Source organism: Streptomyces sp. NPDC014889, from assembly GCF_043081205.1.
Classification (GTDB): Bacteria; Actinomycetota; Actinomycetes; order Streptomycetales; family Streptomycetaceae; genus Streptomyces.
Genome location: NZ_JBIBWH010000016.1, coordinates 112,993 through 139,586, shown reverse-complemented (window position 1 = coordinate 139,586; position 26,594 = coordinate 112,993). Strand labels below are relative to the sequence as shown.

General features: G+C 73.8%; 26 protein-coding genes, 1 tRNA gene and 3 pseudogenes. 18 read left to right on the top strand and 12 right to left on the bottom strand.

The genetic code is table 11. The features are described from left to right. Positions 1 to 343: 343 nt before the first annotated feature. The 10 genes and pseudogenes from ACF09J_RS29230 to ACF09J_RS29185 all read left to right on the top strand — a co-directional run. Positions 344 to 2,005: pseudogene (locus ACF09J_RS29230) on the top strand (ATP-binding protein); the annotation flags it as partial. 1,190 nt (positions 2,006 to 3,195) lie between these two features. Beyond that, a complete protein-coding gene (locus ACF09J_RS29225; RefSeq protein WP_392308438.1) occupies positions 3,196 to 3,630 on the top strand; it encodes a roadblock/LC7 domain-containing protein in 435 nt (144 codons plus the stop codon). After that, the gene (locus ACF09J_RS29220) at positions 3,627 to 4,004 is read left to right on the top strand and encodes a DUF742 domain-containing protein (protein ID WP_392308437.1); all 378 of its coding nucleotides are present in this window, start codon (positions 3,627 to 3,629) and stop codon (positions 4,002 to 4,004) included. The genes ACF09J_RS29225 and ACF09J_RS29220 overlap by 4 nt, the downstream gene beginning before the upstream one ends. Next, positions 3,982 to 4,602 carry an ATP/GTP-binding protein gene (locus ACF09J_RS29215; protein ID WP_392308436.1) on the top strand — a complete coding sequence of 207 codons (621 nt, stop codon included), beginning with the start codon at positions 3,982 to 3,984 and terminating at the stop codon, positions 4,600 to 4,602. Before ACF09J_RS29220 ends, ACF09J_RS29215 begins: the two co-directional genes overlap by 23 nt. Before the next feature lie 73 nt (positions 4,603 to 4,675). Beyond that, on the top strand, positions 4,676 to 5,272 hold the full coding sequence (locus ACF09J_RS29210) for a GAF domain-containing protein (RefSeq protein WP_392308435.1): 597 nt from the start codon (positions 4,676 to 4,678) through the stop codon (positions 5,270 to 5,272). Positions 5,273 to 5,447: 175 nt separating this feature from the next. Next, complete coding sequence (gene tdh / locus ACF09J_RS29205) at positions 5,448 to 6,476, top strand: L-threonine 3-dehydrogenase (RefSeq protein WP_392308434.1); 1,029 nt, start codon at positions 5,448 to 5,450, stop codon at positions 6,474 to 6,476. Between the two features lie 73 nt (positions 6,477 to 6,549). After that, a complete protein-coding gene (locus tag ACF09J_RS29200) occupies positions 6,550 to 7,749 on the top strand; it encodes a glycine C-acetyltransferase (protein WP_392308433.1) in 1,200 nt (399 codons plus the stop codon). A 42-nt stretch (positions 7,750 to 7,791) separates the two neighbouring features. Beyond that, positions 7,792 to 8,694 carry a LysR substrate-binding domain-containing protein gene (locus tag ACF09J_RS29195; protein ID WP_392308432.1) on the top strand — a complete coding sequence of 301 codons (903 nt, stop codon included), beginning with the start codon at positions 7,792 to 7,794 and terminating at the stop codon, positions 8,692 to 8,694. Positions 8,695 to 8,745: 51 nt separating this feature from the next. Then, entirely contained in the window at positions 8,746 to 9,105 is a 360-nt protein-coding gene (locus tag ACF09J_RS29190; protein WP_392308431.1) for an MmcQ/YjbR family DNA-binding protein, read from the top strand. A gap of 123 nt (positions 9,106 to 9,228) precedes the next feature. Further along, positions 9,229 to 10,635: an MFS transporter gene (locus tag ACF09J_RS29185; protein WP_392308430.1), complete on the top strand. Its 1,407-nt coding sequence runs from the start codon at positions 9,229 to 9,231 to the stop codon at positions 10,633 to 10,635. A 29-nt stretch (positions 10,636 to 10,664) separates the two neighbouring features. Here the strand turns inward: ACF09J_RS29185 and ACF09J_RS29180 are convergent, their stop codons facing one another. Then, positions 10,665 to 11,618 (bottom strand): transketolase family protein, encoded by a 954-nt coding sequence (locus ACF09J_RS29180; protein WP_392308429.1) that lies wholly within the window; start codon positions 11,616 to 11,618, stop codon positions 10,665 to 10,667. A gap of 72 nt (positions 11,619 to 11,690) precedes the next feature. Further along, on the bottom strand, positions 11,691 to 12,398 hold the full coding sequence (locus ACF09J_RS29175; protein ID WP_392308428.1) for a transketolase: 708 nt from the start codon (positions 12,396 to 12,398) through the stop codon (positions 11,691 to 11,693). A gap of 157 nt (positions 12,399 to 12,555) precedes the next feature. On the opposite strand from ACF09J_RS29175, the gene ACF09J_RS29170 reads away from it, so the two are divergent. Then, positions 12,556 to 12,629, top strand: a tRNA-Pro gene (locus ACF09J_RS29170). Between the two features lie 128 nt (positions 12,630 to 12,757). Here ACF09J_RS29170 and ACF09J_RS29165 read toward each other — a convergent pair. Next, a complete protein-coding gene (locus ACF09J_RS29165; RefSeq protein WP_392308427.1) occupies positions 12,758 to 13,582 on the bottom strand; it encodes an alpha/beta fold hydrolase in 825 nt (274 codons plus the stop codon). A 146-nt stretch (positions 13,583 to 13,728) separates the two neighbouring features. On the opposite strand from ACF09J_RS29165, the pseudogene ACF09J_RS29160 reads away from it, so the two are divergent. The 3 genes and pseudogenes from ACF09J_RS29160 to ACF09J_RS29150 form a co-directional block, all read left to right on the top strand. Continuing rightward, positions 13,729 to 14,352: pseudogene (locus tag ACF09J_RS29160) on the top strand (pyridoxal-phosphate dependent enzyme); the annotation flags it as partial. A 71-nt stretch (positions 14,353 to 14,423) separates the two neighbouring features. Next, entirely contained in the window at positions 14,424 to 14,648 is a 225-nt protein-coding gene (locus ACF09J_RS29155) for a hypothetical protein (RefSeq protein WP_392308470.1), read from the top strand. A 1-nt stretch (position 14,649) separates the two neighbouring features. Then, positions 14,650 to 14,809: pseudogene (locus tag ACF09J_RS29150) on the top strand (MFS transporter); the annotation flags it as partial. A 43-nt stretch (positions 14,810 to 14,852) separates the two neighbouring features. Here ACF09J_RS29150 and ACF09J_RS29145 read toward each other — a convergent pair. The 3 genes from ACF09J_RS29145 to ACF09J_RS29135 all read right to left on the bottom strand — a co-directional run bounded on the left by ACF09J_RS29145 (position 14,853) and on the right by ACF09J_RS29135 (position 18,031). Next, positions 14,853 to 15,380: an NUDIX hydrolase family protein gene (locus tag ACF09J_RS29145; RefSeq protein WP_392308467.1), complete on the bottom strand. Its 528-nt coding sequence runs from the start codon at positions 15,378 to 15,380 to the stop codon at positions 14,853 to 14,855. A gap of 69 nt (positions 15,381 to 15,449) precedes the next feature. Continuing rightward, on the bottom strand, positions 15,450 to 16,628 hold the full coding sequence (locus ACF09J_RS29140) for an amidohydrolase family protein (protein ID WP_392308426.1): 1,179 nt from the start codon (positions 16,626 to 16,628) through the stop codon (positions 15,450 to 15,452). Further along, positions 16,628 to 18,031 (bottom strand): glutamine synthetase, encoded by a 1,404-nt coding sequence (locus tag ACF09J_RS29135; protein WP_392308425.1) that lies wholly within the window; start codon positions 18,029 to 18,031, stop codon positions 16,628 to 16,630. The genes ACF09J_RS29140 and ACF09J_RS29135 overlap by 1 nt, the downstream gene beginning before the upstream one ends. A gap of 415 nt (positions 18,032 to 18,446) precedes the next feature. Between ACF09J_RS29135 and ACF09J_RS29130 the strand changes: the two genes are divergently transcribed. Continuing rightward, a complete protein-coding gene (locus ACF09J_RS29130) occupies positions 18,447 to 19,334 on the top strand; it encodes a Cof-type HAD-IIB family hydrolase (RefSeq protein WP_392308424.1) in 888 nt (295 codons plus the stop codon). A gap of 45 nt (positions 19,335 to 19,379) precedes the next feature. Here the strand turns inward: ACF09J_RS29130 and ACF09J_RS29125 are convergent, their stop codons facing one another. From ACF09J_RS29125 to ACF09J_RS29110, 4 genes are all read right to left on the bottom strand, one after another. Next, on the bottom strand, positions 19,380 to 20,006 hold the full coding sequence (locus ACF09J_RS29125; protein ID WP_392308423.1) for a DUF3566 domain-containing protein: 627 nt from the start codon (positions 20,004 to 20,006) through the stop codon (positions 19,380 to 19,382). A gap of 111 nt (positions 20,007 to 20,117) precedes the next feature. After that, on the bottom strand, positions 20,118 to 20,663 hold the full coding sequence (locus ACF09J_RS29120; protein ID WP_392308422.1) for a hypothetical protein: 546 nt from the start codon (positions 20,661 to 20,663) through the stop codon (positions 20,118 to 20,120). Between the two features lie 187 nt (positions 20,664 to 20,850). After that, positions 20,851 to 21,333 carry a Dps family protein gene (locus ACF09J_RS29115; RefSeq protein WP_392308421.1) on the bottom strand — a complete coding sequence of 161 codons (483 nt, stop codon included), beginning with the start codon at positions 21,331 to 21,333 and terminating at the stop codon, positions 20,851 to 20,853. Between the two features lie 175 nt (positions 21,334 to 21,508). Beyond that, positions 21,509 to 22,315, bottom strand: coding sequence for an alpha/beta fold hydrolase (locus ACF09J_RS29110; RefSeq protein ID WP_392308420.1), 807 nt, complete (start codon positions 22,313 to 22,315; stop codon positions 21,509 to 21,511). Between the two features lie 63 nt (positions 22,316 to 22,378). On the opposite strand from ACF09J_RS29110, the gene ACF09J_RS29105 reads away from it, so the two are divergent. Continuing rightward, positions 22,379 to 23,152, top strand: coding sequence for a sulfite exporter TauE/SafE family protein (locus ACF09J_RS29105; protein WP_392308419.1), 774 nt, complete (start codon positions 22,379 to 22,381; stop codon positions 23,150 to 23,152). Between the two features lie 57 nt (positions 23,153 to 23,209). Here ACF09J_RS29105 and ACF09J_RS29100 read toward each other — a convergent pair whose 3' ends face one another. Then, positions 23,210 to 23,371, bottom strand: a complete 162-nt coding sequence (locus ACF09J_RS29100; RefSeq protein WP_388484567.1) for a hypothetical protein — start codon at positions 23,369 to 23,371, stop codon at positions 23,210 to 23,212. Between the two features lie 309 nt (positions 23,372 to 23,680). On the opposite strand from ACF09J_RS29100, the gene ACF09J_RS29095 reads away from it, so the two are divergent. Together ACF09J_RS29095 and ACF09J_RS29090 are read left to right on the top strand one after the other, a co-directional pair. Next, positions 23,681 to 24,796, top strand: a complete 1,116-nt coding sequence (locus ACF09J_RS29095; RefSeq protein WP_392308418.1) for a serine/threonine-protein kinase — start codon at positions 23,681 to 23,683, stop codon at positions 24,794 to 24,796. A 97-nt stretch (positions 24,797 to 24,893) separates the two neighbouring features. Beyond that, positions 24,894 to 25,364, top strand: coding sequence for an RpiB/LacA/LacB family sugar-phosphate isomerase (locus ACF09J_RS29090; RefSeq protein WP_392308417.1), 471 nt, complete (start codon positions 24,894 to 24,896; stop codon positions 25,362 to 25,364). A 10-nt stretch (positions 25,365 to 25,374) separates the two neighbouring features. On the opposite strand, the gene ACF09J_RS29085 is transcribed toward ACF09J_RS29090, so the two are convergent. Next, positions 25,375 to 26,442 carry a galactosyldiacylglycerol synthase gene (locus tag ACF09J_RS29085; RefSeq protein ID WP_392308466.1) on the bottom strand — a complete coding sequence of 356 codons (1,068 nt, stop codon included), beginning with the start codon at positions 26,440 to 26,442 and terminating at the stop codon, positions 25,375 to 25,377. Positions 26,443 to 26,594 lie beyond the last annotated feature (152 nt).

Below are 26,594 nucleotides of genomic sequence, written 5' to 3'. Positions count from 1 at the left end.
TGTGGACGGCGGGGCGGACGGCGGGGCCGGAGGGAGGACCCTCCGGCCCCGCCGTCCGCTTGTGACCGGTTCTGATCAGGTGCGATTCGTTCTCTTTCGGTTCGCTGCCGTGCGGCGGCTTCGGTGATCGCTCTGTCGTGCGAACGCTCATACCAGAGCGGGACGCTTCCTGGGCGATTTCGTCAACTGTCCATTTCCCCTGGTGCGTTGGTGACTACTGTGAGTGGCCGTGGGGCGACACGGGGCCGTACACGCGCCGCTGTCGACCGGCACAGCGATGGCGCATGCCCGCTCGCGCCCCGGGCGCGAGTACACAGGCCCGACGGACCCGTACGAGGAACCGATGTCTCACCTCCGTGCACCGGCCGCCCGCGCAGACCGCCGTGAGGGCGGGCGGCACGGGCGGCCGGTGACCCGCACCGTCCCCTCGCTGCCCGAGACCCGCCTACGGCCGCAGCTGCTGCGCCTGGCGGTGCTGCCGCCGACCTCGGTCGCGCTCAGCGCCGGCGCGGCCGTGCTCTTCACCGTGCGGTCCACCGGCACACGTCCCGGTCCCGTCCTGTGGGCCGTGCTCGCCGGTGCGTTCGCGGTCACGCTCGCCGGCATCGCGATCGCCGCCGTCGCCGCCGGCCGCGCAGCCCGGTCGGTGCACGACCGGATCGGCGCCCTGCGGCACGGCACCGAGCGCCGCGAGGCCGAACTGCGCGCCCTCGTCGACGCCCTGCGCCGCGGCGAGGCCCCGCCGCGGCGCAGGGCGCGCGGCGGCCCGCCGGAGGACACCGACGAGATCGACCTGCTCGCCGCCGACCTGGCACGCGCCCACGACGGGGCCCTCGCCGCCGTCGTGCAGGCCGCCCAGCTCTCCAGCCGGACCGGCAGCGAACAGAAACTGGAGGTCTTCGTCAATCTCGCCCGGCGCCTCCAGTCCCTGGTGCACCGGGAGATCTCCATCCTCGACGAGCTGGAGAACGACATCGAGGACCCCGACCTGCTCAAGGGCATCTTCCATGTCGACCACCTCGCCACCCGGGTCCGCCGGCACGCCGAGAACCTCGCCGTCCTCGGCGGCGCCGTCTCCCGCCGCCAGTGGAGCAACCCGGTCTGCATGACGGAGGTGCTGCGTTCGGCCATCGCCGAGGTCGAGCAGTACTCGCGGGTCAAGCTCGCCCCGCCGATCGAGGGGCGGCTGCGCGGCCACGCCGTCGCCGACGTGATCCACCTGGTGGCCGAACTCGTCGAGAACGCCACGCTGTTCTCCGCCCCGCAGACTCAGATCCTGCTGCGCGCCGGCCTCGTCACCTCCGGGCTCGCGGTGGAGGTCGAGGACCGGGGCCTGGGCATGCCGGTCGGCGAGCAGGTCCGGATGAACGCCCTGCTGGCCGACCCCGACCAGGTCAACGTCGCGAGCCTGCTCGCCGACGGCCGCATCGGGCTGTACGTGGTCTCCCAGCTCGCCAGGCGGCACGGCATCCACGTCCGGCTGCAGACCAACATCTACGGCGGAGTGCAGGCGGTCGTCGTCCTGCCGCCGGCCCTGCTGGGAGCGTCGACGGGAGCCTCCGGCACGTCGTTCGGGGCGCTGGACACCGGCGCACGACCCGCGGTCGCGTGGCCGTCCCCGTCCCTGCACGGCCCTGGCACCCACCGCGCGCCGGCCGTGCCCGGCGTGCCCGGCACCGGCCTGCTCGGCGCCCCCGCCCGCCCCGGCGACACGCGCCAACGCGAGGGCGGGATGCATCCGGTGGCGGGCCCGCACACGGGCCGCGTCCCCGGCACGCCCGGAAGCCGTCGACCGGTCTCCGTACCCCCGCCTGCGGCGGGGGATGGCGTGCCGGTCTCTCTTCCGCCCGGGCCAGTGGATGGCGTGCCGGCACCCATCCCTGCGCCCGGGGCAGGGCGCGGCATGCCGGCGTCCGCGCCCACCTCCGGGGGCGGGATGCGGGGGACCATGCCCGCGCACACCTCCGGCGGCGAGCTGCCGGTGTCCGTGCCCGCCCCCGCGCCCGGGGGTGATGTGCCGATGTCTGCACCCGCCCCCGTGCCCGGGGGTGACCTGCCGGGGTCTGTGCCCGACAGCGACGCACCCCTGTCCGCGTCCGGGCCTGCGCCCATGCCGGGTGGTGACATGCCATTCCCCGTACCCGCGCCTGTGTTCGGGGGCGACACGTTCTCGTCCGTGTCCGCGCCCGTGTCCGGCGGCGGCGCATCCTCGCCTGAGCCCGTCTCCATGGCGGGTGGGGACAGGCCCTCGTCGGTTCCCGCGCCGGTGTCCGAGGCCGACGGTCTCCTGTCCGAGCCTGCGCCCATGCCGGGTGGTGACATGCCATTGCCCGTACCCGCGCCTGTGTTCGGGGGCGACACGTTCTCGTCCGTGTCCGGGCCTGTGTCCGGCGGCGGCGCATCCTCGTCCGAGCCCGTCCCCATGTCGGGTGGCGACACACCCTCGTCCGGGTCCGCGCCTGTGTTCGGAGGCGACGCGCCCATGTCCGTGGCTGCGCCCGTGTCCGAGGGCGACAGGCCCGCGCCGGTACCCGCGCCCGCGCCAGGTGGCGGTGACCCCGGTGGCGATCTGCTGCCCGCCCCCGCCCCACCCCGCAACGACGTACGCCCGGTTGAGTCCGCCGACCGGGGCCACCTCGAACCCCTGCCGCGGCGGACCGCGCGGGAGGGGCAGGACAATCCCGCCGAGGCGGTGCCGGGGATCCGGCCCGCCGACCGGGCCGCCGTGGAGGCGAGCGCCGGGGCGCCGCCCGTGCCGCGCGCCGGAGCGGTGCGCGGGACCATGGCGAAGCCCCAACTGCCCCGGCGGCGCGCCCAGGAGCACCTCGTGCCCCAACTGCGCGGTGCCCCGGTGCCACGCCAGGAATCCGGGTACGTCGCCGGCCACGACCCCGGGCTGATGGCCGCCTTCCAGCGCGGCATGGGGCTCGCGGAGTCGGAGCAGCGCCAGGACCCGGCCGCCGCGGAGCCGGCCCGCTCGCAGGAGCCGTACTCGCCGGACGTCGCGTACCCCGTGTGCCCCCTCGACGCGTCCGGGCCGGCAGAGGCGCGGCCCGTGCTCCTGCCGGGTCAGCACCTCACCCTCCGGCACGACGGGAGCGAGCCGGCCGGATGACCGCCGGCCGGCCCAGCCCCGCCACCACCGCCCACCCCAGAGCCCGCGCAGACCTTCGGACCCCAAGGAGTCGATCCACCATGGCGAGCGAAGCGCCGACCGGCCGTGCCTCCGACCTCGACTGGCTGATGAGCGGCCTCGTACAACGCGTACCGCACACCACCAGCGCGGTCCTGCTGTCCTGCGACGGGCTGGTGAAGTCCGTGCACGGACTCGACCACGACAGCGCCGACCACATGGCCGCCCTGGCCTCCGGCCTGTACTCCCTCGGCCGCAGCGCCGGCGTCCGCTTCGGCGACGGCGGCGAGGTACGCCAGGTCGTCGTCGAACTGGACTCGACGCTGCTGTTCGTCACCACCGCCGGTACCGGCACCTGCCTGGCCGTACTCGCCGGCCGTGAGGCCGACGCGGCCGTGCTGGGCTACGAGATGGCGATGCTCGTCAAGAGCGTCCGCCCCTACCTCGAGACCGCGCCCCGGCGGCATTCCGTCGAATCCCGGGCGCCGCGGCCTTGAGCGCGGCGGCGGCCGGCGACAGGCCCTGGCTCGACGACGCGGCCGGACGGCTGGTGCGTCCCTTCACCGTCAGCGACGGCCGCACCCGGCCCAGCATCGCGCTCGACCTGATGTCCCAGGTGATGGCCACCGGGACGGCGCCGCTGGCCTACCTCGGACCGGAGCACGGCCAGGCACTCGACCTGTGCCGCGCCCCGCTCCCGGTGGCCGAGGTCGCCGCCCATCTGAAGCTGCCGGCCGTGGTGACCAAGGTGCTGCTGTCCGACCTCGTCGACTGCGGGGCGCTGACCACCAGGCCCCCCGCGTACCACCATCACCCCACCGACCGGGCTCTTCTGGAGGCAGTGCTCGATGGACTACGACGACAGCTCTGACTACGACGACAGCCTCGATCCCTTCCCCACCGCGCTGAAGATCCTGGTGGCGGGCGGGTTCGGGGTGGGCAAGACGACCTTCGTCGGCGCGGTCAGCGAGATCGCGCCGCTGAGCACGGAGGAGTTGCTCACCACGGTCAGCGCGGCCACGGACAATCTCGACGGCGTGGAGGACAAGGTCGAGACGACCGTCGCGATGGACTTCGGCCGCATCACCCTGGACCCGCGGCACGTGCTCTACCTGTTCGGCACGCCCGGCCAGGAGCGCTTCTGGTTCATGTGGGACGAACTGTGCGAGGGCGCCCTCGGCGCGGTGATCCTCGCCGACACCCGCAGGCTGCAGGAGTGCTTCGCCGCCGTCGACTTCTTCGAACGGCGCGGCCTGGCCTTCGTCGTCGGCGTCAACGAGTTCGACGGCGCCCACCGCTACGACCCCGCGGAGGTGCGGGCGGCGCTCGACCTCGACCCGCGGATCCCCGTGGTCCGCTGCGACGTCCGTATCTCCAGCTCGGGCATCCAGACCCTGCTGACCCTCGTCCGGCATCTCATCGCCCACGCACCCGCCGTTCCCGCGCCGACCCAGGGCGCGCACAGATGACCCCGGCACACTGACCCCCGCACACCGTCACGGAGCCCGTAATGACATACGCCGACAGCGACGGAGCCCGGCCATGAGCTACGACCCGCCCCGCCCGGCCGGTCGCCTGCTGCTGACCCCCGAGGACAAGGACGCCCCCGCCCGCACCGAGCGGCTGCGCCGACTGGGCCTCGGAGAGCGGCCCGAGCCCGCTCTCGACGCCTTCGCCGACCGCCTCGCCGCGTTCACCCGGGCGCCGTACGCGATGGTCAACTTCCTTGACGAGAAGGGGCAGTTCTTCGCCGGACTGCACCGGCCCGAACGCGACGTCCTGACCGTCGACACCGACACCGGACGCGATGGCGACGGAGACCGGCGCGAGCTGGGCCGCCGCCTGGCCCGCGACTACGGCTTCTGCCCGCATGTCCTGGTGCGGCGCAAGGCCCTGGTGCTGGAGGACGTCCGCGACTATCCGCGGTTCGCGGGCAACGCGATCGTGGACGAGTTCGGCATCCGCTCCTACTTGGGCGCCCCGCTCATCGACAGCACGCAGACGGTGCTCGGCACGGTGTGCGTCGTCGACGTCGAACCGCGGCCGTGGGGCCGGGAGGGGCTGCGGACCATCAAGGCGGCCGCCGCGGAACTCGCCCCGGGGCTGGAGCGCCGCGATATGGAGGGCTTCCTGTTCTGACCTGTGGCGACGCCCGGAGGACGGTGTGAAGCGGAGCTGTGGCCGCGCTTAAGAAATCCTCGATGGACCGGCGTGCCGCCGTACGGCAGATTGCTGAAGGAATCCACCCCTCTCCCTGGACGCGGGCTGCCCCGGCATGCCCTGGCCCGGGGCCGGAAGCACTGGAGCGGTTGCGTTGAAGGCGCTGGTCAAGCAGAAGGCGGAGCCCGGGTTGTGGCTCGCGGACGTCCCCGAGCCCGCCATCGGTCCCGGCGACGTACTGATCAAGGTCCTGCGGACCGGTATCTGCGGCACCGACCTGCACATCCGGGCCTGGGACGGCTGGGCCCAGCAGGCGATCAGCACCCCGCTCGTGGTCGGGCACGAGTTCGTCGGCGAGGTCGTCGAGACCGGCCGGGACGTCGCCGACATCAAGCCCGGCGACCTGGTCAGCGGCGAGGGCCACCTGGTGTGCGGCAAGTGCCGCAACTGCCTGGCCGGACGCCGCCACCTGTGCCGGGCCACCATCGGACTCGGCGTCGGGCGCGACGGCGCGTTCGCCGAGTACGTCGCGCTGCCCGCCGCCAACGTCTGGGTGCACCGCGTCCCCGTCGACCTCGACATCGCCGCGATCTTCGACCCGTTCGGCAACGCCGTGCACACCGCGCTGTCCTTCCCTCTGGTCGGCGAGGACGTCCTGATCACCGGCGCCGGCCCGATCGGCCTGATGGCGGCGGCCGTCGCGCGGCACGCCGGCGCGCGCAACGTCGTCATCACCGACGTGAGCGAGGAGCGCCTCGAACTGGCCCGCAAGATCGGCGTCAGCCTCGCCCTCGACGTCTCCCGGGACACGATCGCAAAGGGGCAGCGCACGCTCGGCCTGCGCGAGGGCTTCGACGTCGGCCTGGAGATGTCCGGCCGCCCCGAGGCGATGCGCGACATGATCGCGAACATGACGCACGGCGGCAAGATCGCCATGCTCGGCCTGCCCGCCCAGGAGTTCCCCGTCGACTGGGCCCGCGTCGTCACCTCGATGATCACCATCAAGGGCATCTACGGCCGGGAGATGTTCGAGACCTGGTACGCCATGTCGGTGCTGCTGGAGGGCGGCCTCGACCTCGCCCCCGTCGTCACCGGCCGGTACGGCTACGAGGACTTCGAGGCCGCCTTCGCCGACGCCGCGAGCGGCAAGGGCGGAAAGATCATCCTCGACTGGACCGCGTGACCGCGTACCCCACCTCCTTCCGCTTCTCCCGCTTCCTCCGCTTCTTCCGCCGGCACCTTCAAGGAGCACCCTGATGTTCGACTCCGTGCGCGACGACCTGCGCGCCACCCTCGACGAGATCCGCGCCGCCGGGCTGCACAAGCCCGAGCGCGTCATCGGCACCCCGCAGTCCGCGACCGTCGAGGTCACCGCGGGCGGCCGCCCCGGCGAGGTCCTCAACTTCTGCGCCAACAACTACCTCGGCCTCGCCGACCACCCCGAGGTCGTCGCCGCCGCCCACGAGGCCCTGGACCGCTGGGGCTACGGCATGGCCTCGGTGCGCTTCATCTGCGGCACCCAGGAGGTGCACAAGCAACTGGAGGCCCGGCTGTCGGCGTTCCTCGGCCAGGAGGACACGATCCTGTACTCCTCCTGCTTCGACGCCAACGGCGGCGTGTTCGAGACGCTGCTCGGCCCGGAGGACGCCGTCATCTCCGACGCCCTCAACCACGCCTCGATCATCGACGGCATCCGGCTGTCCAAGGCCCGCCGCTTCCGCTACGCCAACCGCGATCTCGCGGACCTGGAGCGGCAGTTGAAGGAGGCCACCGAGGGCGGGGCGCGCCGCAAGCTGCTCGTCACCGACGGCGTGTTCTCGATGGACGGCTATGTGGCGCCGCTGCGAGAGATCTGCGACCTCGCGGACCGCTACGACGCCATGGTCATGGTCGACGACTCCCACGCCGTCGGCTTCGTCGGCCCCGGCGGCCGCGGCACCCCCGAACTGCACGGCGTCATGGACCGCGTGGACATCATCACCGGCACCCTCGGCAAGGCGCTCGGCGGCGCCTCCGGCGGCTACGTCGCCGCCCGCGCCGAGATCGTCGCCCTGCTGCGCCAGCGCTCCCGGCCGTACCTGTTCTCCAACACGCTCGCCCCGGTGATCGCGGCGGCCTCCCTGAAGGTGCTCGACCTGCTGGAGTCCGCGGACGACCTGCGGGTCCGGCTCGCCGAGAACACCGCGCTGTTCCGCCGCCGGATGACCGAGGAGGGCTTCGACATCCTCCCCGGCGACCACGCCATCGCCCCGGTGATGATCGGCGACGCGGCCGAGGCGGCCCGCATGGCGGAGCTGCTCCTGGAGCGCGGCGTGTACGTGATCGGCTTCTCCTACCCGGTCGTGCCGCAGGGCCGGGCGCGCATCCGCGTGCAGCTCTCCGCAGCGCACTCCGTCGAGGACGTGAACCGCGCGGTGGACGCGTTCGTCGCGGCGCGCGCCGAGCTGGAGGGCTGAGCCGGAGGCCGACCGGTCCCAGGTCTTGCGATAATCGATCGCATGATCGAAGCGCGGCGGCTGCACATCCTCCGTGCGGTGGCCGACCACCGCACGGTGACCGCCGCTGCCGCCGCGCTCTACCTCACCCCCTCGGCCGTCTCGCAGCAGCTCACCGCCCTGGAGCAGGAGACCGGCCACCGGCTGGTCGAGCGCGGCGCCAAGGGCGTACGGCTGACCCCGGCCGGTGAGATCCTGCTCAGCCACACCAACGCGGTCCTCGCCCAGCTGGAGCGGGCGGAGGCCGAGCTCGCCGCCTACGGCTCCGGCGAGGCCGGCACGGTGACGGTCGCCGCCTTCGCCACGGGCATCGCGCAGGTGGTGGCGCCGGCGGTGGCCCGCCTGGCCGCGACGGCGCCCGGCATCCGCATCCGTGTGCGGGACGCGGAGGGCGACGCCAGCCTGCCGATGGTGCTGGACCGGCAGGTCGACGTGGCGGTCGCCGTCGAGTACCGGGGCGCCCCGTCCGCCGACGACCCCCGGCTGACCCACGTACCGCTGTACGCCGAGCCGTTCGACGCGGTCGTCCCGGTCGCCCACCGGCTGGCCGACGCCACCGAGGTCCAGCTCGCCGAGCTGGCCAAGGACCCCTGGATCGGCCCCTACCCCGGCAACCCCTGCCACGACGTGGTCGTCCTGGCCTGCGAGAGCGCCGGCTACCAGCCCCGCCTGGAACACTCCTCCGACGACTTCCGCGCCGTCGTGGCCCTCGCCTCGGCCGACGCGGGCGTGGCCCTCGTCCCGCGCTCGGCGCTGCGTGGCATGGACCTCACGGGCGTGGTCGTCCGCCCCGTGGACGGCGTGGCGCCCACCCGCCGGGTCTTCGCGGCGGTGCGCCGGGGAGCCGAGGGGCACCCGCTGATCCGCCCGGTGCTCCAGGCCCTGGACGAGGCCGCGCAGGCATAGCGCCCGGCTGTTCGGGGGTGGCTGTCAGTGCGACGGGTTAGCGTGCGTGGCATGCCGGATGCCCATGATGTACGCCGTATCGCCCTGTCCCTGCCGGACACCGCGGAGAAGACCGCCTGGAGCATGCCCACGTTCCGGGTCGCGGGGAAGATGTTCGCCACCCTGCCGGAGGAGGAGACCTCCATAGCCGTCCGCTGTCCGAAGGAGGAGCGCGACGAACTGGTCCTGGCCGAGCCGGAGAAGTTCTGGATCGCCGGTCATGAGGCGCAGTTCGCCTGGGTACGGGTCCGGCTCGCGGCGTTGGAGGACGAGGCCGAGCTGCGGGACATCCTCGCCGACTCCTGGCGCCAGGCCGCTCCGCCTCGGCTGCTGGAGGCCCATCCGGAGCTGGGACTGCCCACCGCGCGCTGAAATCCGCTCGGGCGTTGTCAGTGGGCCGTGGCATGATCCGGAGGCAGTGGGGCCGGCCGGCGCGGGAGGGGCCGCGGGCGGCGGGGGAGCGGGGGATCGGTCGGGGAGGGGAGTGTCGCAGGGATGACCGGGACGTCGTCGCAGTCGCCGGGGGAGGCGCCGGGGCGGGACGGCCTCGCCGCCGGGGCCGGGGCCGGAGCGGGAGTCCGGGGCGAGGCCGGAGCCGGAGTGGGCGACGGCGGCCGGGCGCGGTCGGTGTGGTCGCGGGACTTCGCGCTGTTCTTCGTCGCGCGGGCCGTCGCCAGGCTCGGCGACACCATGCTGCCGGTCGCGCTCGCCGCGGGCCTGCTCATGCACGGGTACGGCGCGGGCGCGGTCGGTCTCGCCATGGCCTCGACGGCCGCCGCCTTCGCCGGGCTCGTGGTCTTCGGCGGGGTCATCGCCGACCGGTTCAGCACCCGCAAGCTGATGATCGGCGCCGACCTGGTGCGGGTCGGCACCCAGTCCCTGGCCGCCGTGCTCTTCTACTCCGGGCACGTGGTGCTCTGGGAGATCTGCGCGATCGGCCTCGTCAACGGCGTGGCGGGCGCCGTGTTCCAGCCCGGCGTGGCCAGCACCGTGCCTCGGCTCGCCTCCGACGTCCAGGCGGCCAACGGCGCCATACGGATCGCCGAGTCGGCGGCCCAGCTCGCGGGTCCCGCCGCCGCGGGCCTGCTCGTCGGCTTCGCCTCACCCGGCGGGGTGTTCGCGGCGCACGCCGCCACCTACGGGGTCAGCGCCCTGTGCCTGCTCCTGCTCCGGCTGCCCCGGCTCACCCGGACCGGTGCCCCGGACCGCACCGCCACCAGTGCCTTCAGAGCCGATCTGGTCGAAGGATGGCGGGAGTTCAGAGCCAGGACATGGCTCTGGGGCGTCATCGCCGTGTGGTGCCTGTACATGATCGCCGTGTGGGGCCCGACCGTCCCGCTGGTGGCCACCGAAGTGGTCCAGCAGCACGGCCCGCGCGCCTACGGCCTGATCAACTCCGCCCTCGGCGCCGGCACCGTCGTCGGCGGCTTCCTGGCCCTGCGGCTGCGTCCCCGCCGCATGCTGCGCGCCGGCGCGTTCGCCCTGTTCGCCTTCGTCGGCTTCCCGGCGACGGTCGGGGCCGGCTTCGGCGTACCGGCCATGGCGGCGGGCGCCGCCGTCGCCGGGGCGGGCATGTCGTTCTGGGGCGTGATGTGGGCGACCAGCGTGCAGACCCAGGTCCCGTCCGACGTCCTCAACCGCATCCACGCCTACGACGTGGCGGGCTCCCTCGCCATGATGCCCGTCGGCCAGGCCCTGGCCGGCCCGGCCGCCACCGCCCTGGGCGCGGACCATGTGCTGCTGGTGTCCGCCGCGATGAGCCTCGTCGTCCCGACGGCCCTGCTGGCGGTGCCCGCGATACGCGGCCTCATACGGGCCGACGCGCGCGGCAGCCGCGGGCCGCAGGCACACGACGGGGCCGTGGAGGCGGCACCCGGGCGGACACCCCCAGAGCCCCACTGACCTCAGCGCGGGCCTGCAGGCACCGGTCTTCAGGCGCCCCACGTGCCCGAGGTGCCCGACGTGCCCGCGACGCCCGCCCCGGTCCGTGTCCCGAGGAACGCCGAGATCCGTTCCCGCAGCGACCCGGGGTCGAGCCCGTGCGCGGCGGTGTGCTCCTCCGCGGTCCCGTAGCGCCGCAGCTCGGCGCGGCCCACACCGAGCCCCAGGACGCGGTGCGGGACGTCGCGGAGCGCGTCGTTCGCCGCGGAGGTCGACGTGCCCGCCAGGTAGGGCTCGACCAGGACGACGTCCGTACCGGCCGCCTCGGTGGCCCGGCGCAGCGCGGCCGAGTCGAAGGGCCGTACGGTCGTCGCGTACAGCACGTTGGCGTCCAGGCCCTCCGTCGCGGTGAGCACGGCGTCGAGCAGGGGCCCGACGGCGACCACCACGCCCGAGCGCCCCTCGCGGACGGTCACGAAGTGCTCGCCGTCGACCGGGTGGCGGTGCGCGTTCGACTGCACGGACAGCCGTACGTAGACCCTGTCGTCGCCCGCGGCGACCGCGTGCCGCAGCAGCGTCTCGGCCTCGTCCGGGTGCCCGGGCACATGGACGGTCCAGCCGTCCAGGGTGTCGAGCAGCGCCACGTCGCCGGGTGCCATGTGGGTGTAGCCGCCTGCGGGCCAGTCGAAGGAGGCGGCGGCGCTGACCAGCACCGCGCCCACGCCCTGGTGCCCGAGATCCAGTTTGACCTGTTCGAAGGGGCGCTCGACGAGGAAGCTCGCGAAGGTGTGCAGGACGGGTCGCATACCGCTCAGCGCCAGCCCGGCGCCGGCTCCGACGAGGAGCTGCTCGCGGATGCCGACGTTGATCACGCGGTCGGGATGCCGGCGCAGCGCTTCGGTGAAGCCGTCCTTGCCGATCTCGGCGATGACGACCGCGACCCGCGGATCCTCGTCGAGCAGGCGCGAGACGGCCGGTGCGAGACGGTCACGCATGGTGTCCATGAAGGTCGAGCCCTTCTGTGTCGGAAGTCGGAGTAGGTCGGGGGTCAGGGGACGCGGATCCGGGGTTCCGGATCACGGGTTCTTCGGCTCCACCCGGGCCACCACCACGTGCGGGCGGCCCGGATGCGGCGCGGTGAACGCCGCGTACAGCGCCTCGTGGTCGCGGCCGTCGACGGTCGCCGTCGACCAGCCCGCCGCCTCGAAACGGGCCGCGATCCCGCCGGGACGGGCATGGCTGGCGGAGGCGTTGTCGACGACCACGGCGTGCAGCTGTTCGAGTCCGGCGGGCCCGGCGAAGGCGATGGCCTCGTGGTTGCTGCCCTCGTCCAGTTCGGCGTCCCCGGTCAGCACCCACACGCGTGGCCGGTGCAGCCCCTGGGCACGCAGCCCCAGGGCCGTGCCGACGGCGATGGGCAGTCCGTGCCCGAGCGACCCGCTGCCGATCTCGACGCCCGGTACCAGCGTGCGGTCCGGATGGTGGCCGAGCGGGGAGTCGTAGGTGCCGAAGTCCGGCAGCCAGCCGACCGGCACGAAGCCCTTCGCGGCGAGCACCGCGTAGTACGCCATCGGTCCGTGTCCCTTCGACAGCAGGAACCGGTCCCGCTCAGGGTCGTCCCGCTGCTCCGGGCGGACCCTGAGCACCCGGTCGTAGAGCACCCAGAGCACGTCCAGCGTGGACGTGGCCGCCGGTCCGTGCTTCTCGTCGCCCGTCATGAGCCCCATCAGCCCGGGCAGGTCGGCGTAGCCGTGGGCGCGTTCGGTCTCCTCGGTGATCGTCATGCCACGATGGTGTGACCTCAACCAAACTTGAGGTCAAGTCCCGCCGCCCCGCACTGCCCCGCACCTTCCGGACAAAACCCGTGCGCGACCACCGACCCGAGTGCGGTATTGTTTTCCTGCGCGTTCAGCCAGGGGAAACCCCAGGTCAGACGGGCAACGGGACGTGGCGCAGCTTGGTAGCGCACTTGACTGGGGGTCAAGGGGTCGCAGGTTCAAATCCTGTCGTCCCGACTTGTGAGAGTCGCAGGTCAGGGCCGGTTTCGGAGGCATCCGAAACCGGCCCTTGATCATTCCCGGGGGCCGGGGTCAGCGGGTCAAGTGTCTCCGTCCAGGGTGGGGCCCTTGATCATTTCTGGCGGTCACGTCCCGGTGATGAACTCCCTCAGGACGGCGGCCAGCCGTTCCGGCTGGTCCTCGGCGATCAGGGTCCTCGTGTCCTCGATCTCCACCAGCCGTCCCTGGGGGAGGAGTTCGGCCAGGCGCCGGCCGTGGGCGCGGGGCATCATCAGGTCCTCGGCGGCCCAGACGACGAGCGCGGGCCTGTCGAACTTCCGCAGCCCTTCGGCCGCTTCGAGCAGTTCGCTCTTGCGGATGTTCGTGTTGTAGTGGCGGAAGTCGCGCCGGATCGCCGGGTCGGTGCGCAGGGGGCGCAGCCAGCGGTCGACGATCTCGTCCGGCACGGGACGCTTGGTGAGGGCGCCGATGCCGACGGGCAGCCGGCGCAGTGGTTTGAAACCCAGGACGCGGACCAAGAGCGGCAGGGCGCCGGGCACCCGGCAGGCCGCCCCGATCATCTTGCCGGGCAGGCCGGGCGGATAGTTGTCGAAGGCCTCGCAGGAGATCAGCACCAGCCGGGCCAGCCGCTCGGGGTGCCGGGCCGCGACCGTCTGGGCCCGGCCGCAGTCGCTCTCCACCAGGGTGACGTCCCGCAGGTCGAGCCGGTCGAGGAACTCCACGATCAGCTCGATGACGAGGTCGGGGGTGGGCGGCCGGTGCATGGGGGTGCGGTGGGAGCCGTAGGGCAGCGTGGGTGCGATCACCCGGTGACCGGCGCGGAGCCGGGCGGTGACGTCGCGCCAGACGGTCGCGTCGTGGACGAGGCCGTGCAGCAGGACCACGACCGGGCCGTCGCCACCGGTGTCGTCGTAGGAGATGGTTCCCGAGGTGAGCTCGATCTCCGGCATGCGCAGATCCTAGTCCTCGTCCCCCAACAGCACGGCGAATCCGCCCCGGCCGCCTGCCCGATCGCGCCGAGCCTCCCGCGGCGGCCCGCAGGCGGAAGGCAGCCTGTCGGTGGAACGCCCTCGTTCGGCACGTCAGAAGCAGGCACATGAGCCTTGCAGCCGCCGCCGTCGGTCTTCAGCCGGACGATCTGTGGGTCAAGCGTGATGACCTGACCGGGCTCGGCGGCGGCGGGAACAAGATCCGCAAGCTGGAATGGACCGTGGGAGCCGCCGCCCTCGCCGAGGGGGCCACCACACTGGTGACCACCGGCGCCCCGCAGAGCAATCACGCCCGCCTCACCGCCGCGGCAGCCGCACGCGTCGGCATGAAGGCCGTGCTGGTCTTCCCCGGTTCCCCCGGAGCTTCGCACTCGGGCAACCTGGCCCTGGACGGCCTGCTGGGCGTCTGGGCCGGCGACGCCGCCGCCGACTGTCTGGCGCGGGAAGCCGCAGCGGTGACCGAGCGGCTGCGGCGTCAGGGCGAGCGGCCCGCTCTCATTCCCTTAGGGGGCTCGAGCCCGCTCGCCGCGCACGGCTACCTGCGCTGCGCGGAAGAACTCATGGCGCAGGTCGCCGATCTGCGCCATGCCGTGGTGGCTCTGGGAGCCGGCGGCACGATGGCCGGCCTGGTCGCAGGGCTCGGCGCGGAACGTGTTCTCGGCGTCGACACCGGTGCCCGCGCCGAAGTCGCGGCCGCCGTGTGCGAATTCGCCGCCCCCCTCTCGGTGACCGCCCCGGCCGCCGAAGACCTCAGAATCCGTCACGACCAAGTCGGCGAGGGCTACGGGGTGTTCACCACCAGGTGGCTGCCGCGCTGTTGCTGGCGGCGCGCACCGAAGGGCTCGTCCTCGACCCGGTCTACACCGGCCGGGCCATGGCGGGACTCGTTTCCGCAGTCCAGGACGGGGACATCGAGCCCGGCGAGAAGACCGTCTTCCTCCACACGGGAGGCCTGCCGGGCCTCTTCGGCCATCAGGACGCGATCGCCTTCGCCGAGCAGCGCGTCGGGCACGACCGGGATCGCTGATCGCATCAGCGGGCGCTTCCCGACCCACACCAGGGCCCGCCGCGCTGGGCTTCACCTACAACGTGGGCGCCCTGGGTGGCGCCGCGGCCCCCGTCCTCGGCGCCCGCCCCGCCTCCGGCATGGACCTGGGCCACGCGACGGCCGTCCTCACCTTCGCCGGGAGGGCGCCGCCGGTGATGCCGGTGGCGCACCGCGCGGTGTCCGTCAGTACGTGAGGCCCACGTGGGCCAGGGCCTGCTTGAGCAGCACCCCGTGCCCGCCCGGCATCTCGCCCTGGAGCGCGGCGGAGGCCGCCTCCTGCGGGCTGAACCAGACCAGGTCCAGCGCGTCCTGCCGGGGGCGGCAGTCACCGGCGACCGGCACGATGTAGGCCAGCGACACAGCGTGCTGACGCGGATCGTGGTACGGCGTGATACCGGCCGTCGGGAAGTACTCGGCCACGGTGAACGGCTGGAGGGACGCCGGCACGCGGGGCAGTGCCACCGGGCCGAGGTCCTTCTCCAGATGCCGAAGCAGGGCGTCCCGGACGCGCTCGTGGTGCAGCACCCGGCCGGAGACCAGGGTCCGGCTGACCGTTCCGTCCGGTCCGATGCGCAGCAGCAGGCCGATGCTGGTCACTTCGCCGCTGTCGTCGACGCGCACCGGTACCGCCTCGACGTACAGGATCGGCATGCGGGCGCGCGCCGACTCCAACTCGTCCGTGGTCAGCCAACCGGGCGTGGTTTCGGTCATGTCAGACATCGCTTGATCATACTTTCAGTGGTGCTCGATGGGGGAGGTCGGTGGCAAGGAGACCGGGGGTCAGCCGGGGTCGTCGAGGTCGGCGAGGCCGGTCGGTCCGTAGACCCGCAGGGCGTTGTCCCGGCCCGTCCAGCGGGCGATCCGCAGGGCGTCCGCCGCGCTCAGCTCGTCGGCCTCCACCCGTTCCCGCAGCAGCCCGGCCAGGCCCTGCCGGAAGGCCACCGCGCCCAGGTGGTGGAACTCGGCCAGACCGTAGGCGTCGGAGCTGTGGAGCAGCTTGCGGAACGGCGTGATCTCCAGGGCCTCGGCAAGCACCGCCCGGGCCCGGGCGGGCCCCACGTGGTGCAGCGTCAGACCGACGTCGAGGTGCACGTGCTCGAACACGGCGGCCAGATAGGCGGCCTGGCGCTGGTAGGGCCAGCAGTGCAGCAGCAGGACCGGGATCGTACCGGCGGTCAGGTGCAGCCAGTCGGTCAGAAGGGCGGGGTCCGTACGGTGCAGGCGGATGTCGCCGTCCCCGAACCCGGTGTGCAGTTGCAGGGGCAGACCGAGGTCCACGGCCGTCCACAGCAGATGCCGTACGAGCACCGGATCGTCGAGACGGCCGCCGCCGCGGTCGAGCCAGCCCGCCGCCGCCCGGGCGACCTCCTCCCGGGAGGGGCGCGCCGGGTCCAGGTCGAAGCCGGTGCGGTAGGCGGCCACCGACTTCACCCCGACCACGCCCGGCCGCCGCACGGCGTCCCGCGCGGCCGCCTGGAAGACGGCACCGTACTCTCCGGGCTCGACGCCCCCGGCCGCCACGGCCTCCGCGACGCGCTCCAGCCGTACGACCTCGTAGGCGACCGCGTCACCGCCCGCCGCGCCGGCCAGCTCACGCGGGGTGGTGCCGGGCTCGGGAGCGAAGCCGGTGTCGACGCAGAAGACGTTCGTGCCGCAGGCGCCGAGGAAGCGCCGGTTGACCTCCGCCGCGCCCAGCTCGGCCCGGCGGGCCAGATACGCCTCCGCGGACGCGTGGCGCGGCAGGTCGAGGACCGGCGCGCAGTGGCGGCGCACGGCCACGCCGACCGGGCTGTCGAACGGCGAGACCCCGCTGCCGGGCCACACCTCGCCCTCGGTGAGCAGGGACTCGAAGCCGGTACGGTCCAGGTCGGCCGTGACGACCCCGTGGCAGTGGTGGTCCACGAGCGGCAGCGCCGCCAGCACCTCGTGGACCGCTGCGGCCCCTGCCGACGCGCCCATCAGTAGACCCAGCGGTACGCCGCCGCGACCTGCTCGTCGTCGAGCCCCTCGACGGCCGCGATCTCGCCCTGCCGCACGGCGGTGACCGCGTCGGCGAGGACCGGTCCGAGGGCGGTGCGCACCACGTCGTCCGCGCGGAACGCGGCGACCGCCTCCGCCAGCGAGACCGGCAGCCGCCGTACACCCAGGGCCGCCGCCTCCGCCTCGCCGAACCGGGCCGGATCCCCGGTGATCTCCTCGGGCAGGGCAGCGGACGAGGCCGTCCCGTCGAGCCCCGCGGCGATCAGGCAGCCCAGCGCCAGGTACGGGTTGGCCGCCAGATCGACCGGTTTGACCTCCAGGTTGGCCGCCTGCTCGCGCTGCCCCCGGGTCCCCGTGACCACGCGCAGCGCGGCCTCCCGGGTCTCCCGGCCCCAGGCGGTGAACACCCCGGCCCACTGGGAGGGTTTGAGCCGGAGATAGCTGGCCGGGCTCGGCGCGGTCACCGCCGTCAGGGCGGGCAGGCGGGCGAGGAGACCGGCCGTGAAGGACTCGGCCTCGGCCGTCATGCCGTAGCGGCCGTCACCCCCGGAGTGCAGGTTGGTCCCGTCGCGCCAGGCCGAGAGGTGGACGTGGCCGCCGTTGCCCACGCCCCGCGCGAGCACGGCCGGCGCGAAGGACACCTTCAGCCCGTGCCGCCGGGCCACGGCCCGCACGGTCTGCCGCACCAGCACGCTCCGGTCGGCCGCCGCCACCGGGTCCAGCGCGCCGACGGACACCTCGAACTGCCCGGCCGCGTACTCGGGGTGGAACTGGTCCACGTCCACGCCCTGCGCCGCGAGGGCCGCCAGCAGGTCGGCGGCGCAGTCGCTCAGCTCCACCTGCCGTACGGCCCCGTACGCCGGACCCGACACCGCGGGCTCGAACGCGCCACCGGGCACGTCCGCCCGGCCGAAGGCCCACTCGATCTCGACGGCCGCCTTGAAGGTGAGGCCGTGGCGCCGCTCGGCGTCGGCGGTGATCCGGCGCAGGAACGTACGGCCGCACCCGGGATGGGGCTCGCCCTCCTGCGTGATCCGGTCGACCGGCGCCCAGGCCCAGCCGGGCTGCCCGGACAGGGTCACCAGATGGTCGAGGTCGGGGTAGAGGCGCAGATCGCCGTCGGGTGAGCCGAGGACGTCGGTGGTGACGATCGAGTCGTGCGCCAGGAAGGTGTCGAACACCGGGGACATGCCCACCCCCCAGGCCGCGGCCGAGGGCAGCTTCGCCGTGGGGACCGTCTTGACCCGCCCGATCCCCGCGGTGTCGACGTAGGCCAGGACGACGCCGTGCACGCCTCGCGCGGCGAGTTCGCCGCCGAGCGCGGTGGCCCGCTCGACGTCACCGGGACGCCCGCCGGGGACGGGGTCGGCAAGGGTGGTCATAGTCCTCCTCGACGGGCTCGGGCGAACCGGCGGACGGTGCCGCCCGCGTCAGGGTGCCACGGCGACCGCGCCGCACCGCGGTACCGCGGCGGGGAGTCACCGTCCGGGCACCACCGCGGGCACGACACCCGGCCGGCTCGACCTGACCCGGGCCCTTCGGTCCCTGGCGGCGGCCTGCCGCGGCCGACGCCGCCATTGTGCCGCCCGTTGATCACCGTGTCCGGGAATCGGCCGAATCGGGCCGGTCACGCGGGCCCCGGTAGGCTGGCGGGGCCGGGGCGCCACGGCCCGACCGACCCGACCGACGACGGCACGGATCCGCTGCGGCGCCGGCCACCGCACGCCCCGCGCACGGCAACGGAGCCGGCGCCCCACGACCCGGACGCGCCGGCCGCGCCCGCCACGGAAAACGGACATGTCCAGTACACCCTCGCCCCTGCTCACCGCCTCCGAACCCGCCCCCGGGACCCTCACCGGCCCCGCCGGCATACGGCTGATCGTCACCGACATGGACGGCACGCTCCTGGACGACGCCAAGCGGCTGCCGGCCGGACTCTGGCCGACCCTGGCCGAGCTGCGCCGCCGCGGTGTGCTGTTCAGCCCCGCGAGCGGCCGCCAGTACGCCACGCTGGCCGAGCAGTTCGCCGGCCACGACGAGGGCATGGTGTTCATCGCGGAGAACGGCACCTACGTGGTCCGGGACGGCGTGGAGCTGAGCTCCGACCCGCTGGACCCGGCCGTCGCGGCCCGTCTCGTCGGGGCCGTACGGGAACTCGTCGCCCAGGGCGTGGACGTGGGGGCCGTGGTCTGCGGCAAGCGGTCGGCCTATGTGGAGCGGGCCGACGAGGCGTTCCTGGCGGAGGTCCGCAAGTACTACGTACGGCACCGGATCGTGCCGGACGCGGCGGCCGTCGACGACGACATCATCAAGGTGGCCCTGTTCGACTTCGGGCCGGCCGAGCGGACCACCGCCCCGGCGCTGGCGCCGTTCGCCGGCACCCACCAGGTCGTCGTCTCGGGCGAGCACTGGGTCGACGTCATGAACCGCACCGCGGACAAGGGCGCCGCGCTGCGCCGGCTCCAGCGGGACCTGGGCATCACGCCCGCGCAGACCCTGGTGTTCGGCGACTACCTCAACGACCTGGAGATGCTGGACGCCGCCGAGTGGTCGTTCGCCATGGCCAACGCCCACCCCGAGGTCATCGGCCGGGCCCGCCACCTGGCCCCGACCAACAACGACAACGGCGTCCTGCGCACCGTCGCGCGCCTGCTGCACCTGCCGCCCGTCGTCCTCGGCCGCTGAAGGGCCTGGCCGCCGGGTGCCCGGGGCCGGGCGAAGCGCCGGCCCTCAGCCGGAGGTGGTCTCCTCGACCCGGGTGTCCGGGTCGTCCCGGTCCCGCCGCTCACGCTCGTCCTGACCGTGCCCGCCGCCCCGGCCGAGCCCGGTGGCCCGGCCCTTCAGTCGCCGCCACGTGTCCGCGCAGTGGTCGACGAACTCGACGTAGCGCGCGCCCCAGCCGGGCGGCGGGAATCCCAGCCGGGCCTGGAGCCGGCGGAACACCCGGCCCACGTCCGGCAGCAGCTCGGGGCGCGGATCCGAGGCCGCCGCCGCGTCGTCGGCCAGGGTCAGATGGACACCCCCGGCGTACTGCGAGGACATGTTGTAGAGGAACGCGCCCAGGGTAGCCAGGGCCGTGCCCAGGACCACCTCCAGGGTGACGACGCCGGCCGCGATGGCGAGCGTCCAGCCGAACGAGGGCCAGGCCTCCGGGTCCAGCGCGGTCAGCATGGCCCAGACGAGCACCATGGTGACGAGCACGCAGGCCCCGAGTCCCAGCAGCACCAGACAGCTCGTCGTCATCACCGACCAGGGATCGGCCCTCGATATGCGCATGCGTATCGCGGACGGCCGCTGCGGGGCGGGCTCCTGCACGGCGGCCTCGGCGCCCTGCTCCTGGCGCTCGGCTGGGCTCATGCCTTGCTCCTCACGGTGGGCGCGACCGCCCGCACGGCGCGCACGGCGGTGGCCGGGCCGTGGTGGGCGTGCGGGAATCAGGCGGGTGCGGGAAGGAGGGGGGTGGGTGAATCAGGCGGTGGCGCCGTGGCGCGTGGCCGCGGCGACGATGTGGTGGCGGGTGACATGGCCGATCTCGTGCCAGAACGGCTTCGCCGTCAGATAGGCCCCCAGCATGGAGAGGACTCCGAGGGAGACGTCGACGCTGATCCGGCCCTGCTTGGCCCAGTAGACGTCCTGCAGGTCCAGCAGGAGTGCGAACTCGTCGCAGATGAGGGCGGTGCCGCAGCCGTACGCGGCCGCGACGCCGGGGTGTCCCACCGCGCGCTCGTCACCGCGTACGGCGATCAGGCCCACGCCCGCGAGGGTGGCGATGCCGATGTTGTAGTGGTGCAGGTGCTCGCCACCGGCGGAGATGTTGCCCCACGGCAGCCAGCCGCCGCGGATGCCGTGCGTGATGACGCGGACGGTGCCGAAGGTGACCCCGAAGGAGATCCACGTGATCAGCAACGACCGTTGCAGCGGGGTCAGATGCCGGTCCGCCGTCTCACGCCATCTGGTGACGAGCAGAGGGCGGTCCCGGGCCCGGCCTCGGCGGCGTGCTTCGGTGAGTCGCATGGCTGACCGTCCTCCCACGCCGAACCGGCATCCTCGAACGGCGTGCGAGCCGTCCAGGACACCGCCACTGGTGTGCGTTGTCGACGTTAGGCGCGGGGCCCTCGTCCCGCATGCCCGCCGCCGCGGGACGGGGCCGCTCGGGTGACGGCGGTGCGCGCCTGCCCGGCCGGCTCGCCGTCGTACGGGTTCAGCCGCGCTCGCTCACGTTCTCGGCGGCGAACATCCAGCGCTGCTTCTCCAGTTCGGCCGTGATCGTGATCAGCAGGTCCTGGGTGACCGGGTCGGGCTTCTCCGTCGCGTCGATGCGCTCGCGCAGCCGCTTGATGGCCGCCTCCAGGGACTCGACCATGACCTCGACGACCTCCGCGTCGCGCACCCAGCCGTCCTTCGGGCCGGGCAGCGTGAAGGCCGAGGCGATCGTCTCCGGGCGTCCGTCCGGCGGCAGCCCGAGCGCCGCGGCGCGCTCGGCGACCGTGTCGGCGAACTCGCGGGCCGCCGCCACCACCTCGTCGAGCTGGAGGTGGATGGACCGGAACCGCGGTCCGACGATGTTCCAGTGCGCCTGCTTCCCGATCAGGGAGAGCCCGAGAAGGTCCACGAGAGTGCTCTGCAGCGCGTCCCCGGTGACCTGACGGGCCGATTCGGGGATCGTGCTCTTCACGACAGTCATACGGTGGTTCTCCTTCGGGAGTCGTCTCTGGCGGTACGGAGCGGTGCGACGCGTTCGTCCTCGCCGGTCCCGCCCCTGCGCAACCGCTCCATGCAGGCGCGGGTGCCCTCGCCGCGAGCGGGCAAACAACCGCTTGCCCCAGGTCGGACGCCCTTTCCGCGCTCCAAGGCGGCGCTCAGCGCGCGAGTGCGCGGTCCAGGAAATCCGTCATGTCGGCGAACACCGCGGCCCGGTTCGTCTCCAGGAACACCTCGTGCCGGGCGCACGGATAGATCCGCTCGGTCAGCGTGCCGCCCAGCCGCTCGACCCCGACCCGGCTACCGCCCAGAGGCACCAGCCGGTCGTCGTCGCCGTGCAGCCACAGCACGGGCAGCTCCCCGACGTCGCCGCCGCGGGCGACGGCCTCCAGGGTCCGCGCGAACGCCTCGACCGTCGGCCGCTTCATCGGGCCGTGCCAGACGAGCGGGTCCGCCGCGTACGCCGCACCGACCGCCGGGTCCCGGGACAGCGCGGCCGGGCTGACCGGCGTGTCGGGGATCTCGTCCAGGGCCAGCAGCCGGCCCGGCAGTTCCCAGGCGCCGACGACCGGCCCGGACAGCACGAGCGCGGTGAGTTCCCCGCCGTGGCGCTGGGCGTAGCGGGCGGAGATCAGGCCGCCCATGGAGTGGCCGATCAGCACCAGCGGCAACCCCGGGTGCGTGGCACGGGCGAGGTCCGCCACGGCACGCACGTCGGTGACCACCTCCTCGAAGTCCTCGACCACCACCCGCTCGCCCGCCGACTTGCCGTGGCCCATGTGGTCGGGTGCGTACACGACCGCACCGTGCGCCCCCAGCGCGCGGGCCGGCTCCTCGTAGCGGCCGGAGTGCTCGCCGTACCCGTGCACCACGAGCGCGATGTAGCGCGGCCGCGGGTGCGGCCACTCGCGGACGGCGAGGGTGCCCCGGGTGCCGGTCAGGACGTGCTCGCGAACGCCGGCCATGGCTCCTCCAGGTGAGACGGTCCTTACGACCCGCAGTTGTCAGGACATAGCATCGATCACCACATGAACACGATGACGCTCTGGAACATATCCGGGTGGGGATTCGCCGCGCTCGCCTTCGCGGCCCTGCTCGTCGGCTTCTCGAAGACCGCCGTCAGCGGGGCCAACACGGTCAGCCTCGCCGTCTTCGCGGCCGTCCTGCCCGCCCGCGCCTCCACCGGAGTGCTGCTGCCGGTCCTGATCGCCGGCGACGTCCTCGCCGTCCTCACCTACCGGCGGCACGCCCACTGGCCCACGCTGTGGCGGCTGTTCCCCGCGGTCGCGGCGGGTGTGGTCGTGGGCACCCTGTTCCTGATGTGGGCGGACGACGGGATCGTACGGACGTCGATCGGGGCGATCCTGCTGTTCATGGCGGGGGTGACGGTGTGGCGGCGGCGCGGCGCCGGCCGGGAGGAGGAGCCGGACCCGGTCACCACCCGTCCGGGCCGCCTCAGGGCCCGCTCCTACGGCGTCCTCGGCGGCTTCACCACCATGGTCGCCAACGCGGGCGGCCCGGTGATGTCGCTGTATCTGCTGTCCGCGGGCTTCCGCAAGCTCGGCTTCCTGGGCACGTCGGCGTTCTTCTTCCTCATCGTCAACGTCTCCAAGGTGCCCTTCAGCGCCGGTCTCGGCCTGATCGACGGCCGCTCGCTCCTCTTGGACGCCGTGCTCGTCCTCTTCGTCGTGCCCGGGGCGCTGCTCGGCAAGTGGGCGGTGCACCACATCAACCAACGGCTGTTCGAACAGTTGGTGATCGCCGCCACCGTGGTGGGCGGACTGCAGCTTCTGCTGCACTAGCCGGTCGTCCGGTCGTTCGGTCGTCCGGTCGTGTGGCTGTTCGATCGGGCCGTACGGTCAGGTCGTACGGTCCGCGCGGGCCAGCGCCGCGCGGAAGCGGTCGTAGCGCTCCACGTCCGTCACGTCGCGGGCACGTCGCGGCCGTCCCGCGAGTACGCCCCACATGCTCGCCATGAACGCCGTCGCCAGCGGGATGAGCAGCCATGTCAGAGGAGTCACGGTTCGTCCTCTCCTTCCCGAGTGGATCAGCCGGGTAGGGCGACGATGACATACGCGATCAGCTCTCCATATTTGTATGACGATCGACTCCCTGGTTTTCACTCGGAGGGCCCCGGCCCCGGACTCCGAAGGTTTCTTGTTCGGACAATCCGTCAGGTAAGGCCGGGCGGGGGTCGGGAGCGCCCCGAGTGATCGTTAAGATGAGCCGCGGTTGCCGCGACCCGTATGCGCTGCCCGGCTGCTGCCGCGCCCGCTGCGGGAAGCGGCCGTGAGGGCGGGACTTCGGGGATCTTGAGGGCGGGGCTACGGGTGCTGGTGGCGGGGCGGTACCGGCTGCAGACGGTCATCGGGCGCGGCGGGATGGGCGAGGTCTGGCGAGGCCTCGACGAGGTGCTCGGCAGACCGATCGCGGTCAAACTGCTGCTGAACGACGGATCGGACGCCTCGGCCGAGGCCCGGTTCAGACTGGAGGCGCAGACCTCGGCCCGGCTGAACCACCCGCACGTGGTCGGAACACTCGACTTCGGTGCCTGGGAGGACCGCTGCTTCCTCGTGATGGAACTGATCGAGGGCGACAGCCTCGCCGGTGAGCTGACCGCCGGCGGCCCGCTCACACCGGAACGGCTGGCCCAGGTGGCCCAGCACTCCGCCGAGGGCCTCGCCGCCGCGCACGCCCAGGGCATCGTGCACCGGGACGTCAAGCCCGGCAACCTGCTCAGCGACCAGCAGGGCTCCGTCCGCATCGCCGACTTCGGCATCGCCCGCTTCGTCGACGACCCCTCCGGCGCACTCACCACCACCGGACAGATCGTCGGCACCGGCCTGTACCTGGCGCCCGAGCGGGCCATCGGCACCCCGGCGAGCGCGGCCTCCGACATGTACTCCCTCGGCTGCGTGCTCTACCACCTGGCCGTCGGCTCCCCGCCCTTCGAGGCGTCGACCGCGACCGCCCTGCTCTACCAGCACGTCGACTCCGCGCCCGTACCGCCGCACCAGCGGGGCGCGGCGCTGCCTCCCGCCTTCGAGGCGTATCTGCTGAGCATGCTGGCCAAACGGCCGGAGGAGCGGCCCACGGCCCGGCAGGCCGCGGACTGGTTCGCGGGCGGCGCGTGGCGCGGCGTGCCCGAACCGCTTCCCCCGGAGCAGTGGGGCGGGGGCGCGGGCCACGGGCAGCACCGCGGTCCGAGCCAGCGCGCCGCCGCCCCCTCGCACCGCCGCGCCGCCGCTCCCGCCCCCGCACGCGCCGCGGCCGCCGCAGGGGGCGCCGCCGCGGACTCCGGCGGCTGGAACACGAGCGTGCACCGGGTGCCCCCGCGCAGACCCGGCCTGCGCTCCTCGCTGCGCCGCCACTTCCGCGTGGCCGCCCTCGTGGGCGGCGCCGTTCTGTTCGTGTCCGCGCTGCTCCTCGGGATGACGTTGTTCTAGTGCCGTGACCGGAACCAGCGAACGTCCCCAGGCGGGCGGAGCCGGGACGGACGGGCGCCCCTGGAGTCCGGACGGCGCGCTGAGTAGTCTCCGGCACATGCGGATCTCCGTCTCCTCGGACATGGCCGAACCCGTCGCCCGCTCACTGGTCGCCCTGCTGCGCGAGCGCGGCCACGAGGTGGTGACCCACGGCGCGCTGCGCCCCGGGGACGACCCCCAGTGGGCGGCGTGCTCGGCCGCCGCGGCCCGCGACGTCGCCGAGGGACGCTCCGCCCAGGCCGTCGTCTGCTGCTGGACCGGCACGGGCGCGTCCATCGCCGCGAACAAGGTGCCGGGCGTACGGGCCGCCCTGTGCACCGACGCCTACACCGCGGACGGCGCCCGCCGCTGGAACGACGCCAATGTGCTGGCGCTCGGCCTGCGGCTGACCTCCGAACCGCTGCTCAAGGAGATCCTCGACGCCTGGTTCGCCGCCGCGCCGAGCGAGGACGCCGAGGACCGCGAGAACGTCGCCCGCGTCGGACGCCTGGACCTCCGGCGGGACGAGACCCGGGGCGACCGGCCCTGAGCTTCGGGGTTCAGGAAGGGCGGCTCGCCCCCGCGGCCCGTACGACCAGGCCGAGCGGATCCTTGCGGAAGAGGGCGCGCCCGGCAGCGATCCGTTCCTCACGCGGCGCGCCCGGCGCCGTGAGGCGGGTCAGGGAGCGCAGCAGGGCGGCCGGGTCGGGCGCGTGGTCGCAGACGCCGAGGGCCGCCATGCGGCGCACCCCTTCCGCCCCGTGTCCGGGCAGCGGGCGGTGGCCGACGACGGGCAGGCCCGCGGCGAGCGCCTGCACGGCGGTCTGCCCGGCCGCGTTGTCCACCAGGGCGGCACACGCGTGCAGCAGCTCCGGCATGTCCGTCACCCAACCGGGGGTGAGGACACCCGGTGTGCCGGACAGGGCGCGGCGCAGCCGTTCGTTGCGTCCGCAGAGCACGACCGGCAGGAAGCCGTGCGCGACGAGCAGCCGGGCCGTGTCGGCCAGGCGGCTGCCGGCCCCCCAGGCACCGGCGGAGACCAGCACCGCGGGCCGCCCGCCGCCGTGCCGCTCCAGCCTGCGCCGCCACACGGCGGTCCCCGGCGCCGCCGCGAAGAACTCCGGAGCGACGACCGGCCCCGTCGCCTCCGCGGCCCGCCCGGTGCCCCGCCGCACCTCCCGGGCGGTCTCGTCGGTGAGGCACACATGCAGGTCGTTGCCCGGGTGCAGCCACTGCCGGTGCGCCGCGAAGTCGACGACGACCACCGTGCTGGGCACCCGCAGCGCGCCGCGCGCCCGGAGATGACCGGTGAGCTGGGCCGCCAGATGGAACACCGGCACCACCACATCGGGCCGCCACTCACCCACCAGGCTCAGCAGACGCCCACCGGCCAGCCGGGCCAGCGGGGTGCCGCTCGGTCGTGGCCGGGGGCCGGGCGCGAGGAACAGGTCGTAGATGCCGGCGTAGACCCAGGGGGCCTCGCGGACGACGGTCCGGTAGAAGCCGCGCAGACCGCTTCCCAGGCCGCCGGGCAGCAGGGCGAGTACGTCGACGACCTGGGCCTCCTTGCCCGCGGCGCGGGCGCGGCGGACCAGCTCGGCGGCCACCGTGTCATGGCCGGACCCCATGCTCGCGCTCACCACGAGCAACCGCTCCGCCTCCGTCGGGGGCGTCGGGGCCGGCCGGGCGGGCACAGGGCGCGTCGCGGGCTCCGCGGCGGCGGGCAGCGGTGGCGGCACGGACGATTCGGACGACACTGGAAGTGAGTAACCCTCACCCA

What these genes read in the sequence shown, in the direction of transcription:
- ACF09J_RS29200 (WP_392308433.1), top strand. Translation starts at nt 6,550, where the DNA reads ATGTTCGACTCCGTGCGCGACGACCTGCGCGCCACCCTCGACGAGATC.
- ACF09J_RS29115 (WP_392308421.1), bottom strand. Translation starts at nt 21,333, where the DNA reads ATGACTGTCGTGAAGAGCACGATCCCCGAATCGGCCCGTCAGGTCACC.
- ACF09J_RS29210 (WP_392308435.1), top strand. Translation starts at nt 4,676, where the DNA reads ATGAGCTACGACCCGCCCCGCCCGGCCGGTCGCCTGCTGCTGACCCCC.
- ACF09J_RS29195 (WP_392308432.1), top strand. Translation starts at nt 7,792, where the DNA reads ATGATCGAAGCGCGGCGGCTGCACATCCTCCGTGCGGTGGCCGACCAC.
- ACF09J_RS29145 (WP_392308467.1), bottom strand. Translation starts at nt 15,380, where the DNA reads ATGACCGAAACCACGCCCGGTTGGCTGACCACGGACGAGTTGGAGTCG.
- ACF09J_RS29175 (WP_392308428.1), bottom strand. Translation starts at nt 12,398, where the DNA reads ATGACGATCACCGAGGAGACCGAACGCGCCCACGGCTACGCCGACCTG.
- ACF09J_RS29185 (WP_392308430.1), top strand. Translation starts at nt 9,229, where the DNA reads ATGACCGGGACGTCGTCGCAGTCGCCGGGGGAGGCGCCGGGGCGGGAC.
- ACF09J_RS29110 (WP_392308420.1), bottom strand. Translation starts at nt 22,315, where the DNA reads ATGGCCGGCGTTCGCGAGCACGTCCTGACCGGCACCCGGGGCACCCTC.
- ACF09J_RS29190 (WP_392308431.1), top strand. Translation starts at nt 8,746, where the DNA reads ATGCCGGATGCCCATGATGTACGCCGTATCGCCCTGTCCCTGCCGGAC.
- ACF09J_RS29215 (WP_392308436.1), top strand. Translation starts at nt 3,982, where the DNA reads ATGGACTACGACGACAGCTCTGACTACGACGACAGCCTCGATCCCTTC.
- ACF09J_RS29120 (WP_392308422.1), bottom strand. Translation starts at nt 20,663, where the DNA reads ATGCGACTCACCGAAGCACGCCGCCGAGGCCGGGCCCGGGACCGCCCT.
- ACF09J_RS29225 (WP_392308438.1), top strand. Translation starts at nt 3,196, where the DNA reads ATGGCGAGCGAAGCGCCGACCGGCCGTGCCTCCGACCTCGACTGGCTG.
- ACF09J_RS29090 (WP_392308417.1), top strand. Translation starts at nt 24,894, where the DNA reads ATGCGGATCTCCGTCTCCTCGGACATGGCCGAACCCGTCGCCCGCTCA.
- ACF09J_RS29105 (WP_392308419.1), top strand. Translation starts at nt 22,379, where the DNA reads ATGAACACGATGACGCTCTGGAACATATCCGGGTGGGGATTCGCCGCG.
- ACF09J_RS29180 (WP_392308429.1), bottom strand. Translation starts at nt 11,618, where the DNA reads ATGGACACCATGCGTGACCGTCTCGCACCGGCCGTCTCGCGCCTGCTC.
- ACF09J_RS29135 (WP_392308425.1), bottom strand. Translation starts at nt 18,031, where the DNA reads ATGACCACCCTTGCCGACCCCGTCCCCGGCGGGCGTCCCGGTGACGTC.
- ACF09J_RS29125 (WP_392308423.1), bottom strand. Translation starts at nt 20,006, where the DNA reads ATGAGCCCAGCCGAGCGCCAGGAGCAGGGCGCCGAGGCCGCCGTGCAG.
- ACF09J_RS29165 (WP_392308427.1), bottom strand. Translation starts at nt 13,582, where the DNA reads ATGCCGGAGATCGAGCTCACCTCGGGAACCATCTCCTACGACGACACC.
- ACF09J_RS29085 (WP_392308466.1), bottom strand. Translation starts at nt 26,442, where the DNA reads ATGGGGTCCGGCCATGACACGGTGGCCGCCGAGCTGGTCCGCCGCGCC.
- ACF09J_RS29130 (WP_392308424.1), top strand. Translation starts at nt 18,447, where the DNA reads ATGTCCAGTACACCCTCGCCCCTGCTCACCGCCTCCGAACCCGCCCCC.
- ACF09J_RS29140 (WP_392308426.1), bottom strand. Translation starts at nt 16,628, where the DNA reads ATGGGCGCGTCGGCAGGGGCCGCAGCGGTCCACGAGGTGCTGGCGGCG.